This is a genomic window from Lentilactobacillus sunkii DSM 19904, from assembly GCF_001435575.1.
In the GTDB taxonomy this organism is placed as follows: Bacteria; Bacillota; Bacilli; order Lactobacillales; family Lactobacillaceae; genus Lentilactobacillus; species Lentilactobacillus sunkii.
Genome location: NZ_AZEA01000001.1, coordinates 333,056 through 350,468, shown reverse-complemented (window position 1 = coordinate 350,468; position 17,413 = coordinate 333,056). Strand labels below are relative to the sequence as shown.

Here is a 17,413-nt window from a genome sequence, read left to right as displayed (position 1 = left end):
GAAGTAAATGACACAGGAGAAAAAAATGTTCTATCAACGAACGGTCGATGACGTGATGAGCCAGATGAAGTCTCATCCAACAGGATTGTCCGATCAGGAAGTAAGCGATCGACGCCAACAATTTGGTGCCAACAAACTAACCTCAAAACGGCGGACAACGTTGATTGAGAAGTTTATTGCCCAATTTAAAGACTTGATGATCATTATTTTGATTGTTGCAGCGCTGATCGCCGGGTTTACCGGTGAAACTGTCGATGCAATTATCATCTTGGCGGTTGTTATTTTAAATGCCGTTTTTGGGGTCTTTCAAGAATCTAAAGCCGAAAACGCAATTGATTCGTTAAAAGAAATGTCAGCTCCCATGGCAACCGTCCTCAGAAACAATCAATCAAAATCAGTTAAAAGTGAAGAGATTGTTCCTGGCGACATTGTCCTTTTGGAGGCAGGAGATGTCGTTCCAGCCGATATTCGATTGACTGAGGCCAATTCCCTTAAGATTGAAGAGGCAGCTCTGACAGGGGAATCTGTGCCCGTTGACAAGCAGGTCGATCCAATTGTTGAGCATGATTTACCTTTAGGAGATCGTAAAAATCTTGGTTTCATGAACAGTAATGTCACTTCCGGCCGAGCAACCGGCGTGGTGATTGGAACTGGAATGAACACAGAAGTCGGTAAAATTGCCCACATGCTTAACACTACTGAAGAAACCACAACCCCGCTTCAAGAAAACTTGAAGTCACTGGGTAAAATGCTGACGGTGCTGATCCTTGTGATTGCCGTGATTGTGTTTGCTGTTGGGATGTGGCGTGGCCAGGAGTCTCTGATTAACATGCTGTTGACTGCCATTTCACTGGCTGTGGCTGCGATTCCTGAAGGATTACCCGCAATTGTGACAGTTACATTGGCGCTTGGAACCCAACAAATGGCCAGACACCGGGCTTTGATTAGAAAGCTGCCAGCGGTTGAAACCCTTGGAAGTACTGATGTGATTGCTTCGGATAAAACTGGAACCCTGACCCAAAATAAAATGACCGTTGAAAAAGTCTTCTTAAACGAAAAGCTTCAGGATTCTGCCGATGCTGACTTATCACTGAAAGATCGGTTGGCTCAAATCATGGTCTTGAATAATGATACCAAGTACCAGGAAAATGAACTGGCAGGGGATCCGACAGAAACGGCCCTGGTTTCCTTTTACTTAAATAAAGATCAGCCGGTTCAACAGTTTGTCAACGAGCATCAACGTTTGGCGGAAATTCCTTTCGACTCGGAACGAAAATTGATGTCGACCTTTAATCAAATGGATGATGGTAATATTTTGATGACGATGAAAGGCGCTCCCGACCAGTTAATGCAGCGGGTTACCAAGATTCAAGATGGTGACCAGGTTCGAGACATTACCGACACTGACAGACAACTAATTGCATCTACCAACCATGATTTGGCAACCAAAGCGTTGCGAGTGCTGGCTTTCGCCTATCGTTCAGTTGACGAAGTCCCAACTGACTTGACTTCAGAGGCCCAAGAGCATCATATGATTTTTGTCGGTTTAATCGGGATGATTGATCCTGAGCGGCCTGAAGTCGCCCAAGCGGTTGCCGAGGCTAAGTCTGCCGGAATTAAATCAATTATGATTACCGGTGATCATCAAGATACCGCTCAGGCAATTGCTAAACGGTTGGGAATCCTTGGCCATGGCGACAATCCAGGGGGCAAGGTTATCAATGGGGCCCAACTGGATGAGATGTCCGATGATCAATTTAATAAAGAAGTTGCCGACATTTCCGTTTATGCCCGAGTAGCACCCGAACACAAGGTTCGAATCGTGAAGGCTTGGCAGAAGCAAGGCAAGGTTGTTGCCATGACCGGTGATGGTGTTAATGACGCGCCTGCATTGAAAACTGCCGATATTGGTGTCGGAATGGGAATCACCGGAACCGAAGTTTCCAAGGAAGCTTCAGACATGGTTTTGGCTGACGATAACTTTGCCACGATCGTTACCGCGGTTAAAGCCGGGCGAAAAGTATTTGCCAATATTCAAAAATCTTTGCAATATCTGCTTTCTGCCAATTTGGGTGAAGTTTTGACCCTCTTTGTGATGACGATGATGGGTTGGCAGATTTTGGCACCGGTTCAAATTTTATGGATCAACCTGGTAACTGATACTTTCCCAGCGATTGCGCTGGGGGTTGAACCGGCTGAACCCGGAATTATGAAACGTAAGCCACGGGGGCGGTCGTCAAACTTCCTCTCTGGTGGAATTATGAGTAACATCCTTTACCAAGGGTTCTTCGAAGGTGTCATCACCCTAAGTGTCTATGCATTTGCGATTACCAATCCGGTTCATGCATCAGATGCTTTGGCACATGCCGATGCTTTGACCATGGCCTATGCAACTCTTGGGCTGATTCAGTTGTTCCATGCATTTAACTCAAAGACCATTCACGAATCGATCTTTAGAGTCGGCATGTTTAAAAACAAATTTTTCAACTGGGCATTGTTGGGTTCGGCAATTCTGTTGATCATGACGATTGTCATTCCAGGATTCAACTCAATGTTCCATGTGACAGAATTAACTATTTCACAGTGGCTGGTTGTTGTCTTTGGTGGATTTATGATCGTTGTGATCACAGAAGTAGTAAAATATGTCCAGAGACACGTTTCACATAAATAAAAATGAATGGAGGCTGATATTTTGAAACCACAAGATATGCAGCGATATGCAAGAACCGTTTCTGACGTCATTGACGCCACTTCAAAAAATGGTGAAGATTTGAACGATGATTATGAAACTTTACGAAAGGCGATTGATAATAATTCAGTTGCAGATTTAACCAGCGATGAATTGAAGGGCATTAAGGACCATTTTCAATCCGGAACTGATAAATATAAGGATAATGTCAACAAGCTCCAACAGGTAGCTGTACCGGTAAAATTATTGGGAAAGCACAAATTGTTGGTGCGCCATTATGAAGACTATGCCAACGCCTGCCAGGCAATGACTGACAGCATTGATGCCGAGGCAGCAAATGTTGACGCAGACAAGTTCAACCAGTCAGAAAAGGACCAGGAAAACAGCATCGCCAAGGTATCAAGCACGACGACGAGGATAATGGGAGAAATTTAGAAAGTGTGAGCCGGGGCGGTTAATAACCGGAGCCTAAGCTGACTTTTGGTAAAATCGAGGTTGATTTTGCCAAAAGTCAGCTTAGGTGCAGGTTATTGCCCCGGGGAACACGTTTTGGCTAGGTAAAATAGAAGCACAAACCCATCAAAAATAAGACTGCGGACAAAACAACCATTTTGCCAACAGTCTTATTTTTGATGTAATCTTATCTATGTAAAAACAAGGTTTACATTTCACTAGTCTGGGAAGCCGTGAAGGGGACATTTAACAAATGAGTATTGAAAATCCACAAAATTTATTGACAGTGACCAATCGAGCAGACTTTCGAAAATGGCTTGCCAAGAATCACCGTCATGCAAGCGAATGCTGGGTGAGCGTGAAACGTGGGATTCCCAAAGATCATGATCATTTTTGGTATGTTGATGCAGTGGAAGAAGCAATGTGTTTTGGATGGATCGACAGTACTTATAAAGTGATTGTTCCGGGAAAACCAGCTGTCCAAAGGTTTGTTCCCAGAAAAGCGGGAAGTGCCTGGTCTGAGTTGAATAAGGCAAGATGTATTCGCATGGCGCATTTGGGCCGGATGACGACAGCTGGTAAATCAAAATTACCGGATATGGATCCAAACAATTTTAAAATTGATCAACGGATCAAACGGGCTTTAAAACGTCGACCCGGTGCCTGGCAATATTTTTGTAGTTGTCCACCTCTTTATCAACGCGTCCGGATTGACACGATTCAAATCAAAAGTAATCAGCCAAAGCTGTTCAGATCAAGGATGACAAAGTTTGCAAATGCCTGCCGTGACCATAAAATGATTGGCCACTGGGATGATAATGGCCGCTTGAAAAATATTTATGTGAGCATTTGGCCCGACCAACAATGAGGAGATACACCAATAGTCTGCTTAAGAAGCATCCGTTTCTGGCAGTCTATTTCTTTGCTGTCACAAAGTTTTATTCAATTTACTTTCAAAGATTCCTTCATAATCGCATCACCCCTTGGTCGTCTCATTCTGCTATAATTAAACCTGACACTATTGATGAGGTGGAAGAAATGAACGAAACACTTGCACATAAAATACAACATGATTTACCACACATAAGAGAGAAACAAATTGTCGAAACCTTAAAGATGCTTGATGAAGGAGACACTGTTCCCTTCATTGCCCGGTATCGAAAAGAACGCACTTCCAATCTTGATGAAGTTGAAATAAGAGATATTCAAGATGCTGCCCACCGGATCCAAACTTTGGATAAACGGAAGCAGGAAGTTATTAAGATCATTGATGAGCAGCAGGAACTCACTCCCGAACTCAAAAAGAAAATCGAGCAGGCACCTGTTCTTCAGCAGGTGGAAGACCTTTATCTGCCATATAAACAGAAGCGCCGCACCAAAGCTACCATTGCCAAGGAAAACGGGCTTGAACCATTAGCAAAGGCTGCAATGGCATTTGCGGGTGATTTGGAACAACAGGTCCCTGAATATGTTGATCCTGAAAAAGATTTGCCTAATACCGAAGCCGTCTTGGCCGGAGTTCATGAAATTATTGCAGAAGATGCCGGTGACCGAGCTGATTTCCGTGAATGGGTTCGAAACAACACTCAGCAATATGGTCAACTGGTTGTCAAAGTTAAGCGTGGCGGCAAGGACCTCGATGAAGAGGGAACTTACCAGCAATATTATGATTTTAATCAGCCCATCAAATCAATCCCATCATTCAGAACACTGGCCATTAACCGTGGCGAGAAAGAAAAGATTCTAAATGTTAAAATTGACGTCAATGAAGCGCCAATTATGTGGCATTTAAAAGCTAACACCGTGGCCAATCACCAGGGATTTGCCGCCAATGTGGTAACTGATGCCATCGAAGACGCTTATCATCGCTTCATTGGACCCGCTATCGAACGTGAAATTCGTAAGCAACTGACTGAAGTTGCGGCTGATCATGCGATCGATATTTTTGGTAAGAATTTATATAATTTGTTAATGCAGGCACCGTTAAAAGGAAAGATTGTCATGGGTTTTGACCCGGCATACCGGACCGGCTGTAAACTGGCCGTCGTGGACCAAAACGGGAAGTACCTGGATAAAACGGTGATTTATCCCCATAAGCCGGCCAGTGAAGCTAAACGAAAAGCGGCTAAAGGTCTGTTCATCGATTTTATCAACAAAAATCACGTTGAGATGATTGCCATCGGAAACGGAACGGCCAGTCGTGAATCCGAACAGTTTGTGGCCGATGCAATCAAAGAGATCAAAACGCCGATTTATTACGTCATTGTCAATGAGGCCGGCGCTTCAGTTTATTCTGCCAGTCAAGTTGCCAGAGATGAGTTCCCGGACTTTAGTGTCGAGCAGCGGTCAGCTGTCAGCATTGCCCGAAGAATTCAGGACCCGTTGGCTGAATTGGTTAAAATCGATCCCCAGGCGATCGGAGTCGGCCAATATCAGCACGATGTCCCTCAAAAGCAGTTGGGTGAGCAGTTAGACACAGTTGTTGAAACGGCGGTTAATCGTGTGGGTGTCAACCTCAATACCGCCAGTCCGGACTTGCTGGTTCATATTTCGGGATTAACCAAAACAACTGCGAAAAATATTGTGAAGTTTCGGAATGAATCCGGCGAATTCAGCGATCGTTCCGGTCTCAAAAAAGTTCCCAGATTAGGGCCGAAAGCATTTGAACAATCAGTCGGATTTTTGCGGATCATCGGCGGAAAAAACCCGCTTGATAATACCGATATCCATCCCGAAAGTTATCTGGCAGCTAAGAAGCTGATGAAGAATCACGGTCTTGATATTGCTCAGCTTGGGCAGCCTGCCGTTTCTGATGCATTGAGTAATTTAAATTTGGATCAGGAAGCTCAAGCAGTTGGGGTTGGTGTTGAAACCTTGAAAGATATCGTTAAAGGCGTAGAAACGCCTGGTCGCGACCTCCGTGATGAAATGCCGGCACCGTTGTTGCGAAAAGATGTTTTGACAATGGAAGATTTGAAGCCGGGGATGAAACTTCAAGGAACGGTTCGTAACGTCGTCGACTTTGGTGTCTTTGTTGATATCGGCGTTAAGCAGGATGGTTTGGTTCATATTTCTAAGATGAGCCGAACCTTTGTTAAAGATCCAAGCAAGGTGGCTTCCGTTGGCGATGTTGTGACAGTTTGGATTGAATCCGTTGACCTCGATCGGCATCGAATTCAGTTGAGCATGGTCGATCCTGAAGGTTAGGTGGACAATTAATCAATGACTAACGAAGAATTACAGCAGCTGGTCGAAAACATTTCAATTAAATATTTTGCCAAGCCGTTTAATCACCGGGCATACTTTAATGGTCGTCTGAAAACAACGGGTGGCCGGTATCATCTCAATGATCACAATATTGATATCAATCCTCGAATGGATGATGGAAACACCCATGAAGTTTTGATTGGCATTATTAAGCATGAGTTGTGTCATTACCATCTGCATTTGGCAGGTTATTCCGCAAAACACAACACTAGGCAGTTCAAGCAGCTTTTAAGAGCAGTGGGTGGGTCTCGATATGCTCCCAGGACTCAAAATCGCACCTCTCAAATTAAATATATTTATCGCTGTGAACACTGTGGCTTGGAGTATCATAGAATACGAAAGATTAATTTGGCGAAGTTTGTCTGTGGCCGATGTCATGGTAAGCTTCATCTGATAAAAGAAGTTCAGCAGCAGGGTGCATAGAAAGGAGATTCCACATGGCAAAAATTATTATCAGAGTACCGGCAACAACCACCAACTTAGGTTCTGGTGTTGACTCGGTTGGATTGGCACTGCAACTTTATTTTACGGTTATCGTTGAAGAAAAAACTGATGAGTGGAAGGTTAACCATGCATTGGGCAATGACATTCCAACTGATGAGCATAATTTGATTGTCCAAACGATCTTGAAAGTCAATCCGGATATTCACCCTCATCAGCTGACTGTCATTTCCGACGTTCCAATTGCTCATGGATTGGGTTCCAGTACAACAGCGGTTGTGGCGGGAATTAAGATTGCAAACAAATTGGGTGACCTTGGGCTTACCATCGATCAACAAGTAGATATTGGTGCGCAAATTGAAGGCCATCCCGAAAGCGTTGCAGCGGCATTATTGGGAAATATGGTTATTTCCACTTTTGATGGTGAAAAGGTTACTTCAGCTGCTCTTCCGGTTCCGGAGATTTCGGCATTGATGTACATTAGACCAGATGGTGTCAGCGAAGTGGAAAGCCGAAAGAAGTTGCCGAAACAAATCGATTATGATTTGGCCGTTCATGCAAGCAGCAAAGAGAACGTATTTGTTGGGCTCGTTGCTCAAGGCAAATGGGACCAGGCTGTATCACTTATTGAAAATGATCAATTGCATGAACCCTACCGCAAAGAATTGGTCCCAGAAATTGATCAAATCAGATCGACCGCTCATAAGCTCGGTATTTTTGGCACATATTTGAGCGGTGCCGGTCCAACAGTTGCCACTTTGGGTGAAAAACCGGTCTTAACACAGCTTCGGATTGAATTGGAACAACAAAATTTGAATGGTAGTCTGCGGTTACTTCAGATTGATACTGAAGGCGCCACAGTTCGCGGAGAATAATTTCAAAAATCATTTGTCAATTGCCTAAATTTCTGCTATAATTTTTAATTGTTGATGCGGCCATGGCGGAATTGGCAGACGCGCAAGATTAAGGATCTTGTCGGGAATTATCCCGGTGGAAGTTCGAATCTTCTTGGCCGCATGGTTAAAGTTCGAATCACTATCATCTAAATAGTGATTCGGACTTTTTTATTGTGTAACATGTGATGTTTTTTGCAAATAAAAAATAATTGGGGTGCAGGAATGAATGATTTTATTTTTGATGTCGACGGAACGCTGATTGATACGGAAAAAATGTATATGTTGCCGTTACATCAAACGTTACTCGAAAATGGTTATGATTTCTCATATGCAGACGTTGAAAAACTGTTTGGGATCACTTCAATGGATACGGTTAGAATCTTGGGTGTCAAAGATCCGGTTGATATTCAACACAAATGGTTTGCGAAAATTAAGGATTATACCCAGTATGCCCACGTTTACGATGGCATCGAAGATGTTGTCAGAAAACTTCATGAAGATAAAAGTGTTAAAACAGCAATCGCGACATCCAAGGTTGAAGCGGAATTTCAACGTGATGTCATTAAGTTTGGGTTGGATAAGTATTTTGACGAATTTGTGTTTTCAACGGAAGTCAAACACGGCAAGCCTGCTCCTGATATGATTTTGAAGGGAATTGAGAAATTAAGCGCCGATCCTAAGAAGACGGTGTACATTGGTGATACCAAATACGATCTTCAAGCTGCGCATGCCGCAAAAGTCAAATTTGCGTTGGCTGGGTGGCGAACTGAGAAATCAGCCGATTTTAAAGATACGGATTATTTTCTTGAAACACCGGCAGATTTATTGAAATTACTGACTGACAAGTAAGTAATTGAGGCTAACTCAAATCATCTTTTGTGATATATTTGGAGTAAACAGACGACACAATATTTAAGAAAATAGGTGAAAGTATGATTTCAATTCTGGTTGTGAGTCACGGTGACTTTGCAAAAAGCTTAATTCAGACAGCAGAAATGATTGCCGGGAAGCAGGAAAATGTCTCTTGGGTATCATTGGCCCCTAACGACGGCGTAGATTCACTTAAAGCAAAGCTGGATACACAGATTGCCAAATTCCCCAAAGACGTTCCAATGCTGATTCTTGCCGATTTATGGGGTGGGTCGCCATTTAATGCGGCTGCCCAGATTGCAGCCGAGAATCCTAAAGAGACCGCTCTGATTGCCGGTGTCAATCTGCCAATCTTACTTGAAGCGTACATGGCCAGAAATTCAACTTTGACTGAGCTGGTCAAGAAAGTAAATGAAATTTCAGACGATTCAATTCGTCAATTTACGATTCCGACAGATGATGACGATTTGGGAGATGATTTGTTATGACGATGGATATTCGCCTTGCAAGAGTGGACAGCCGGTTATTGCATGGACAGGTTGCCACATTTTGGACTCGGGCAGTCAAGCCCAACCGGATTATGGTGGTCTCAGATTCAGTGGCCAAGGATCCCTTACGAAAAACGTTGATCACACAGGTTGCACCACCTGGTGTTAAAGCAAACGTGGTTACAATCAACAAGATGATCCGGGCATATTTTGATTCGAGATTTGATTCGTTCAATACACTTCTGCTTACTGAAACGGTTGAGGATATGCTGAAGTTGGCTGAAGGTGGCATTGACTTTTCAAACATTGGGATCAATATCGGCAGTATTGCATACACTGACGGAATGACCATGCTGACAGATGCGATTTCGATGAACGACCAGATCGCTAAGCAAATTCGAACTTTGGTGAAGGACTTTAATTTGGATGTTTATGCCCAGAAAATTCCCGCTGAAAAACGAGAAGATTTATCAGCACTATTAGATAAAAAAGGTTTTTAACAGATAGAGGAAAATACGGATGAATGTGGTTTCAATTATCTTAATTATATTGGTGGCATTTGTCGTCGGCATGGATGGAATCCTTGATGAATGGCAGGTATATCAACCAATCATTTCTTGTACCCTGGTGGGCGCTGCCGTTGGTAACTTATCGGCGGGAATTATCCTTGGGGCAACTTTGCAGATGATTACAATCGGGTGGATCAATATTGGGGCATCAGTCGCTCCCGATATTGCTCTGCCTTCTGTCATTTCTGCGCTACTGGTCTGTGGTCCGGCGGCCTTGAGCATTAAACATGGAATTGCGTTGGCGATTCCCATTGCAGTGATTGGCCAATTGCTAAATGTTTGGATTCGTAAATCAATCGTTAGACTGGTACATGATGCCGATAAGGCAGCTCAAGCAGGGGAAATTTCCCGCATGGGCCGGATTCATTTATTGAGCTTGGGTATTCAAGGATTAAGAGTTTTGATACCGACAATTTTGGTCATGATGGTTCCGCCACAGCTCATTCATCAATGGATGCAACAGGTCCCAACAATTATTACAAATGGGATTGCAGTCTCCATTGGGATGGTTGCGGCAGTCGGCTTTGCAAATCTGATCAACATGATGGTCAGTAAAACATTGTGGATTTGGTTTATTGTGGGGTTCCTCATTGCCATCTTTACGAAAATTGATATCTTCATCCTGGCGGTTTTCGGGATTGTTATTGCATTCAGTTTTGTTTGGATTCAAAACAAACACCATGGTTCATCCGATAGTAGCAGTAACGGTAACGATGATTTGGACGATTTTGACAAAGAACTTGATGACTTATAGGAGCTGGTGGGATTAAATGGATCATAATCAACAAAATAACTTAACGTCCCATCAGCCACTTCGCTTGCATAAAATGGACTTTTTCAAAATTTTTTGGCGATCTGGAATTGAACAGGGGTCTTGGAATTTTGAACGGATGCAGAATTTAGGCTTTGCATACATAATGGCACCCGCAATCAAACGATTGTATCCGGATATTGAACAACGCAAGTCAGCGATGAAACGTCACTTGGGGTTCTTTAATACATCACCAATTATGCAGTCTTTGATTACTGGTGTTGTTCTTTCAATGGAAGAACAGCGCGCAAATGGGGCTGACATTTCGGACGCCAATATCAATGCCGTGAAGACTGCGATGATGGGACCGATGGGAGGCTTCGGTGATCCCTTGTGGCTGGGAACGATCAGACCGGTCTTGTCAGCCTTTGCGGTCAGCTTGGTCTTAAGCGGTTATGGTATTTTTGGACCAATTCTCTTTTTCCTCGGATGGAACATCTTACGGTTGATTTTCCGCTACATGAGTCAGATGGCGGGCTACCATCGTGGTGCCGACATCATTACCCTTTTTAACACAGGTATTATCAAGAATGTCGGGAATGTCACTTCAGTGTTTGGCGTTTTCATGATGGGTGTGATTGTTGCCAGATGGGTTAAAGTTGATTTTGCATCATTTGCAAATGTATTTGCCAGCATGCCAAATGGACATTGGCTCACTGTGCTAAGCAATGAAAGTGTCGACGTGATTGCGCCAATAGGATTGACATTTATCTGCGTTTGGCTGATTAGAAAGCAGATTTCACCGGTCTGGATTATTCTTGGGCTGTTTGTCTTGGGAATCTTGGGATACTCTGTCAGAATTCTTGCATAACTTAAACAAAATCAAAAAGCAGTGGGAATCAAAACATGATGTTTTGATTCCCACTGCTTTTTGTTGACCTTGATACAGATGATGATCTGTCATAGGTTGTACTAATTAATAACCGTTATAAGTGGATGATTGGGTTGTACCCTGGTCACTATCGGTACTGGTCTGACTGGTTTGAAGCTTAGTTGACTTGCTTAGACCAAGTGATGCTCGAATATCATTTGATACTCGTAAGAGTTCTTTTTGAGGAACGACTTGATAAGAAAGTCCATCAATCATGGCATTCTCACCTTGCAGGGTTTGTGATTTGATATGGTGAGTTGCATCGCCATATTTAGCCCGAATGGCGATCATATCGTCAAAAGTCATATCAGTTTTCATATTCCCAGATAATGATGAAAGAATTGATTTATAACGTGGTAGGGAGGTAATGTTAAGTCCCTTCATGACCAACTTTTTGATAATTTGGCGTTGACGCGCCTGTCGACCGTAATCACCAAGGGGATCATCGTCACGCATTCTGGAATAATCCAATGCCTGTTTACCGTTGAGATGGATCTTCTTACCCTTTACAACGTTTGCTGCGCCATATTGGAAGGTCAGTGGTGGCTTAACATCGACACCACCAACGGCGTTAACCATTCGTTCCAAGCCACCCATGTTAATGATGGCATAGAAATCAACTGGGACATCTAAAAGATTCTGAACGGTCTTAACGGCAGTTCCAGCACCGCCAATTGTATAGGCAGCGTTGATTTTCTCATATGGCTGGGTATCACCGGGAACTACGACTTTGGTATCACGAGCAATACTGGTCAAATGGATGGTCTTTTTCTTTGGATTGACAGAAGCGACGATCATGGTATCCGTTCGTCCAGTGTCGTGACGTCCCAGAGCACCGGTATCAGTTCCAAGAAGCAGAATTGAAAGCGGCTTGCCTTTTTGAATAACCGATGAGACATTTCTTGCCTTGGTAACATTTGTGGAATCATAGGTCTTCTTGAATGTATTTTTGGCACTGTTGTAGGCCCCATATCCCCAAACCAATCCACCGCCAAGTGCGATTAAGAGGACAAAGAAGATGCTCCAGCCAATGATTCTTCTTCGACGGTGATTTTTTTGCTTGTAGTGGGGCTTCTTATCAGCCCGACGTGAATATACTGGTTCAAATTCGTTATTGTTATCTTTATCTGATGGCATAATGACTCCTCGTTTACAAAAAATTCTTACAAAAGTATATTGCAGATTTGCACTGGTTTGCGGAAATGTTAGGTTATTTAAACATTATTTAATAATTGTAACATCTGTTGCAGCGAACATCCTCAATTATACCAAAAATTATAACCGGCTGTGGATTCTAATTGTGCTATAATAATTCATTGTTATTGATTTTTAGAATTGAGGAATGTTTATGGGAGTATTTTATAATGCAGTTTCCGGAGTTTTGATCATTCTTATCATGATCGCTTTGGGATTCATATTAGCCAGAAATGATTGGTTTGATAGTAAGATGACCAGCATGATTGCCCGGTTGGTTACCCAGGTTGCCTTGCCGGCATACATGATTTCAACCATCATGGAAAAATTTACCGCCAGGAAGCTGCTGACAACACTGCCTGACTTATTTTTTCCAATCATTTCGATGCTTTTGTTATACATTGTGTCGATCTTGATCGTCAAATTTGCCAAGATTCCAAAGATGCATTCAGGGCTGTTCATGTCGATGTTCTCCAATTCCAATACCGTTTTTGTTGGATTGCCAGTGAATATGGCCCTGTTCGGCAAATCAAGTTTACCTTTTGTGCTGGTTTATTACATGGCCAACACAACCTTCTTTTGGACGTTGGGTGTTTATTTAATTCAAAAGGATGGGAAGGGTGAGGGGACTTTCAACTGGAAGCAAACCCTGAAAAAGGTTTTTTCTCCACCATTGCTCGGGTTCATGGTTGGGGTGGTGCTGGTTTTGCTGCATGTTTCGTTGCCTGATTTTTTAATGAAGGATTTTAATTACATAGGGAATTTAACAATTCCGCTTTCAATGATTTTTATAGGCATCTCAATTAACAGTGTTGACCTAACCAATATTCATTTTGACCGCAGCAACTTTTTGATCTTATTCGGCCGGTTTTTACTTGCACCAGTGATTATGTCATTGCTCGTTATTCCGACACCACTGCCGGTCTTAATGAAGCAGGTCTTCATCATGCAGGCGGCCATGCCAATTATGACCAATGCACCAGTTGTTTCCAGGCTGTATCACGCCGATTCCGAATATGCTTCAATTATGGTTGCCGAAACGACCTTGTTAAGTTTGGTTGTGATTCCTATTCTGATGGTGTTGGTTGAGAAGCTGTAGAAGAAATGCTAAACTGAATTTGTTTGCAAGATCCAAGAGAGAATCTTGAAGGAATTGGAAGGTGACTTCGGTCATCTTTTTTATGATATTATTTGTGAACAAATTCATTTGAGTAAAGAGGATGTAAACGTGCCGACATTAGTGATCATGCGCCACGGGGAAAGTGAAGCAAATCGTGACAACATATTTACCGGTTGGAGTGATGTGCCATTGACTGATAAGGGGGTTGAGCAGGCCCATAGTGCAGGAAAGTTAATCGCCAAATCGGGTATTCAATTTGCCGATGTCCATACGTCATTCTTGAAGCGGGCGATTATCACGACCCATATCGTTTTGGATGAGATTGGTCAAAACTTCATACCCGAACATAAGTCTTGGCGGCTTAATGAACGCCATTACGGTGGCCTTCGTGGTAAAAACAAATTAAAAGTCAAAGAGCAAGTAGGTGCCCAACAGCTCAAAATTTGGCGGCGAAGCTTCACAGTCGTCCCACCGTTATTAGATAAACGAGACGAGGACAGCCGATACGATCGGTATGGTGTCCAGATTCCGTTGGGTGAGAGCTTACAAATGGCTCAACAGCGTCTGATTCCCTACTGGGTGGATAATATTGCCCCAAGGTTGTTAGATGGGCACAACCAGTTGATTGTGGCTCATGGCAGCACGCTGCGGGCACTCATCAAGTTTCTGGAAAACATTTCCGATGAAGATATCCCCAACGTTGAAGTTCCAAACGGCAAGCCAATTCAATATGACTTTGACGAACATCTCAACATCATTAATAAAAAATTTATGGAATAAAAAATACGACAAATCAGAATAACTGATTTGTCGTATTTAACTTTAAAGAGCTAAATGATTAAGCTAAGGCGCCCATTGGATCCCATGGCTTCAAGACCACTGGTTCTTGTTTTTGTGCTTCAAGTTGTGCATCGGTGAGGTATTTCTTGTTGATAACGAATTGATAGACGAATTCATTCATCCAATCGTCACTCATGACGAAATAGCCTTTGGTACCGACTTTTTCGCCCCAACTGTTTTCAACTTTCCATTTGGTTGGTTTGCCATCTACCAGATCAACACCAGTAATGACCATGGCATGGGTCATAAGACTTTCCCCATAATCGAGGCGTTCTGCTTTTGACATCGACAAATCTGAGTCGAACAGTTCATCCGGTGCATATAAGTCAGTGTCCATGATGCCTTTTTTAGTATTGGAGCTTTGACCAACGTCACTACCAAACCAAATTGACTCACCATTTTGTAGTTGCTTAATGGCTAATTTTTTGAGTTCTGACATTTCCAAGTTTAAATGCTTAACCGGTCTGCCGTTGACAACGTTGCCCAACATCTCAATTGTGTAGGTCTTGTTAAAAGGTTTGTCATCAGTAGGTGAATTGATGAGGGAAACATAGTCTTGAAGATTTAAATTAACATACTTTTTAAAGAATTCCTGGGGTGTAATGCCAGCGTCAAAATGATAATTTTTATCTTTGTCACGATATTCAAAGTCAAATTTGGTAGCCGGCTCGCCGAGTGCGTAAGTCAGCATTCGGTAAACTTCATTCATCATAGTATCTTTTGTTTCGGCAATCTTGGCGTCTGACGCGTGGTCAGCAACCAATTCACGTAAAGCGACTGCATCGTGACGGAGTTTCAAGTTCAAAAATTTATTTAATTCACGGGAACGACTGCTGCTGAAAGTTTCAGGCATAGCTGACTTTGGCACGATTCCGTACTTTTCAATTAAGGCACAAAGCATGTCCCATTGACCACCGTCTTGTTGTGGAGTTGCCATCAACCAGGCTACTTTTCGTGAATCAAGAGGTTTATCGGCAGTCTTCAATACATTTTCCAAGAAGTAGTTGGACTTTTCAAATTTATCCCAAAAGTTTGTGTAATTTTGAGATAGTTCGAAGTCGTCAGGCACATTGTAAGTGTTCATGAGGTGAATCCGCATTGTATTCAATGCAGCAAACATCCAACAACGGCCACTTTGTTTCTGATCGGCAACTTTACCGGTCGAAAGGTCGATTGAAAAGACTGGATTCATTTTACCTTCTGCGGCAAAATCCTCGCTGCTTTCCAAGATCCCCTGGTGGGTAACGGCTCGTTCAATCACTTTTGAATCTTTTCGATTGTCAAGATTCTTTTGGTACTTGCTGATCTGATCTAAATTAATTTCTGCTGTCAAAAATGATCACTCTCCTTAATAGAATCTTATTTTACGCTCATTTATAAAAAAGGGCTAGTGAGGCAAAATGGCAAAATAAAATAGTTGACCATTAGTGGAGATTAATTAACAGTCAGCTATTTAGGAATGATTAACGTGCATGAATAACTTCTGGTCCATTTTCGTGACCAACAATGACGGTGTTGACTAAATCAAGAAACAGTCCATGTTCGATAATTCCGGTCATTTGGTCCAGTTCAAGGGCCAGATCACGGGGATGATCAATCTGCTCTAAGTGAAGATCAATCACGTAATTTTTGGAATCCGTGGTAAAACGTTGGTCACCATTGGTTCTAAAAACGGGGTTATATCCCTTTGCAGCTAATCGTTCAAATAGTTGCCGGCTGCCGTAAGGAACCACCTCAACCGGTAGTGGAAATGACCCCAGCTTATCAACCATTTTGCTTTCATCAACAATCCACATGTTTTGTTCGGAGTTGATGGCAACGACTTTCTCCAGAAGATGAGCGCCACCACCGCCCTTGATTCCTTGGTAGTTTCGGTCAATTTGGTCGGCACCGTCGATTGTCAAATCGATGTGGTCAACCTGATCCAGACTTTTCGTGGGGATACCCAGACTGTTTGCGTGTTCTCTGGTACGATCCGATGTGGGAACGCCCACGATGGACAGGTGCTCCTTACTCACCCGTTCACCCAGCGCATCTATCATGAACTTAACTGTCGATCCAGTCCCAAGCCCAACGGTCATGCCGTCTTCAATAAATTGAACTGCTGCTTTGCCAACCAACTGTTTCAATTCGTCTTGATGTGTCATTGTTTGTCTCCTCATTTAAAAGATGTTTAAAGGTTTTACTACACTACAATACTGCGATACTTTAACATTTTTGTCAATCTGTCCAAACCGTCTCACATAGTTTATACTACAATAATAGAATATATCGATAAAAGGAGCCAGACATATGAAACGTGGATTTGAAATTGTTTCAAAATATTCATCCAAGAACCTAACCTTACCTTATCGAACAACCAATAATGCAGCCGGATATGATTTCGAAAGTGCCGAGGAGATTATCATTCCATCAATTTGGAAACTGAACTTTTTGAAGGTCCTTTGGGCAATTAAGCACGAAAAGAATGTGCAGGCGGCTTCGATTGAAAAAGCGCGTCAAGTTCTCAAACCATTTTTGATTCCAACAGGTATTAAAGCATATATGCAGCCTGATGAGGTGTTGATTATCGCAAATCGTTCCAGCAATCCGCTCAAGCGGGGGCTGGTTATTCCCAATGGGATTGGTGTCATCGATTCGGATTATTACAATAATGACGGCAATGAGGGCGAGATCTTCGTTCAGATTTTGAATTTTGGCATCTCGGATATTAAGATTCAAAAAGGAGAACGGATTGCCCAGGGCATTTTCATGCCATACTTGTTGGCCGATCAGGACGATCAGCAAAAAAAGCAAACCCGAAGCGGCGGATTTGGTTCATCCGGTAAATAATTTATAAGATGATTTAAAGTCCATTGAGATTCGGTCAAAGTGGATTCATAAAGTGCTAGAATATTTATAGTG

At 42.7% G+C, this 17,413-nt stretch carries 17 protein-coding genes and 1 tRNA gene; 15 read left to right on the top strand and 3 right to left on the bottom strand.

All coding sequences use genetic code 11. From position 1 onward, the window contains the following. Nucleotides 1–7 precede the first annotated feature (7 nt). The 12 genes from FD17_RS01765 to FD17_RS01710 all read left to right on the top strand — a co-directional run bounded on the left by FD17_RS01765 (nucleotide 8) and on the right by FD17_RS01710 (nucleotide 11,295). Nucleotides 8–2,671, top strand: a complete 2,664-nt coding sequence (locus FD17_RS01765; RefSeq protein ID WP_057823114.1) for a calcium-translocating P-type ATPase, PMCA-type — start codon at nucleotides 8–10, stop codon at nucleotides 2,669–2,671. A gap of 21 nt (nucleotides 2,672–2,692) precedes the next feature. Further along, nucleotides 2,693–3,124, top strand: a complete 432-nt coding sequence (locus FD17_RS01760; protein ID WP_057823112.1) for a hypothetical protein — start codon at nucleotides 2,693–2,695, stop codon at nucleotides 3,122–3,124. Nucleotides 3,125–3,395: 271 nt separating this feature from the next. Beyond that, complete coding sequence (locus FD17_RS01755) at nucleotides 3,396–4,010, top strand: YdeI/OmpD-associated family protein (RefSeq protein ID WP_057823111.1); 615 nt, start codon at nucleotides 3,396–3,398, stop codon at nucleotides 4,008–4,010. A 170-nt stretch (nucleotides 4,011–4,180) separates the two neighbouring features. Further along, nucleotides 4,181–6,349 (top strand): Tex family protein, encoded by a 2,169-nt coding sequence (locus tag FD17_RS01750; RefSeq protein ID WP_057823109.1) that lies wholly within the window; start codon nucleotides 4,181–4,183, stop codon nucleotides 6,347–6,349. Nucleotides 6,350–6,364: 15 nt separating this feature from the next. Further along, complete coding sequence (locus tag FD17_RS01745; RefSeq protein WP_057823107.1) at nucleotides 6,365–6,832, top strand: SprT family protein; 468 nt, start codon at nucleotides 6,365–6,367, stop codon at nucleotides 6,830–6,832. A 14-nt stretch (nucleotides 6,833–6,846) separates the two neighbouring features. Then, nucleotides 6,847–7,725, top strand: coding sequence for a homoserine kinase (gene thrB, locus FD17_RS01740; RefSeq protein ID WP_057823105.1), 879 nt, complete (start codon nucleotides 6,847–6,849; stop codon nucleotides 7,723–7,725). Between the two features lie 56 nt (nucleotides 7,726–7,781). Then, nucleotides 7,782–7,867: transfer RNA gene (locus tag FD17_RS01735), tRNA-Leu, on the top strand. Between the two features lie 101 nt (nucleotides 7,868–7,968). Further along, nucleotides 7,969–8,595 carry an HAD family hydrolase gene (locus tag FD17_RS01730; protein WP_057823104.1) on the top strand — a complete coding sequence of 209 codons (627 nt, stop codon included), beginning with the start codon at nucleotides 7,969–7,971 and terminating at the stop codon, nucleotides 8,593–8,595. An 83-nt stretch (nucleotides 8,596–8,678) separates the two neighbouring features. Beyond that, nucleotides 8,679–9,104: a PTS sugar transporter subunit IIA gene (locus tag FD17_RS01725; protein ID WP_057823102.1), complete on the top strand. Its 426-nt coding sequence runs from the start codon at nucleotides 8,679–8,681 to the stop codon at nucleotides 9,102–9,104. Then, a complete protein-coding gene (locus FD17_RS01720; RefSeq protein ID WP_057823100.1) occupies nucleotides 9,101–9,604 on the top strand; it encodes a PTS sugar transporter subunit IIB in 504 nt (167 codons plus the stop codon). Before FD17_RS01725 ends, FD17_RS01720 begins: the two co-directional genes overlap by 4 nt. Before the next feature lie 19 nt (nucleotides 9,605–9,623). Then, nucleotides 9,624–10,427: a PTS sugar transporter subunit IIC gene (locus FD17_RS01715; protein ID WP_057823098.1), complete on the top strand. Its 804-nt coding sequence runs from the start codon at nucleotides 9,624–9,626 to the stop codon at nucleotides 10,425–10,427. 16 nt (nucleotides 10,428–10,443) lie between these two features. Further along, the gene (locus FD17_RS01710) at nucleotides 10,444–11,295 is read left to right on the top strand and encodes a PTS system mannose/fructose/sorbose family transporter subunit IID (protein ID WP_057823095.1); all 852 of its coding nucleotides are present in this window, start codon (nucleotides 10,444–10,446) and stop codon (nucleotides 11,293–11,295) included. Between the two features lie 105 nt (nucleotides 11,296–11,400). On the opposite strand, the gene FD17_RS01705 is transcribed toward FD17_RS01710, so the two are convergent. Beyond that, entirely contained in the window at nucleotides 11,401–12,492 is a 1,092-nt protein-coding gene (locus FD17_RS01705) for an LCP family glycopolymer transferase (protein WP_057823093.1), read from the bottom strand. A 211-nt stretch (nucleotides 12,493–12,703) separates the two neighbouring features. Between FD17_RS01705 and FD17_RS01700 the strand changes: the two genes are divergently transcribed. Together FD17_RS01700 and FD17_RS01695 are read left to right on the top strand one after the other, a co-directional pair. Continuing rightward, nucleotides 12,704–13,648, top strand: a complete 945-nt coding sequence (locus FD17_RS01700) for an AEC family transporter (RefSeq protein ID WP_057823091.1) — start codon at nucleotides 12,704–12,706, stop codon at nucleotides 13,646–13,648. A 129-nt stretch (nucleotides 13,649–13,777) separates the two neighbouring features. After that, nucleotides 13,778–14,449 (top strand): 2,3-bisphosphoglycerate-dependent phosphoglycerate mutase, encoded by a 672-nt coding sequence (locus FD17_RS01695; protein ID WP_057823172.1) that lies wholly within the window; start codon nucleotides 13,778–13,780, stop codon nucleotides 14,447–14,449. A gap of 58 nt (nucleotides 14,450–14,507) precedes the next feature. On the opposite strand, the gene FD17_RS01690 is transcribed toward FD17_RS01695, so the two are convergent. Then, on the bottom strand, nucleotides 14,508–15,842 hold the full coding sequence (locus FD17_RS01690; RefSeq protein ID WP_057823090.1) for a C1 family peptidase: 1,335 nt from the start codon (nucleotides 15,840–15,842) through the stop codon (nucleotides 14,508–14,510). A 130-nt stretch (nucleotides 15,843–15,972) separates the two neighbouring features. Next, nucleotides 15,973–16,656, bottom strand: coding sequence for a ribose-5-phosphate isomerase RpiA (rpiA, locus tag FD17_RS01685; RefSeq protein ID WP_057823087.1), 684 nt, complete (start codon nucleotides 16,654–16,656; stop codon nucleotides 15,973–15,975). Nucleotides 16,657–16,801: 145 nt separating this feature from the next. Between rpiA and FD17_RS01680 the strand changes: the two genes are divergently transcribed. Next, nucleotides 16,802–17,341, top strand: a complete 540-nt coding sequence (locus FD17_RS01680; protein ID WP_057823085.1) for a dCTP deaminase/dUTPase family protein — start codon at nucleotides 16,802–16,804, stop codon at nucleotides 17,339–17,341. Nucleotides 17,342–17,413 lie beyond the last annotated feature (72 nt).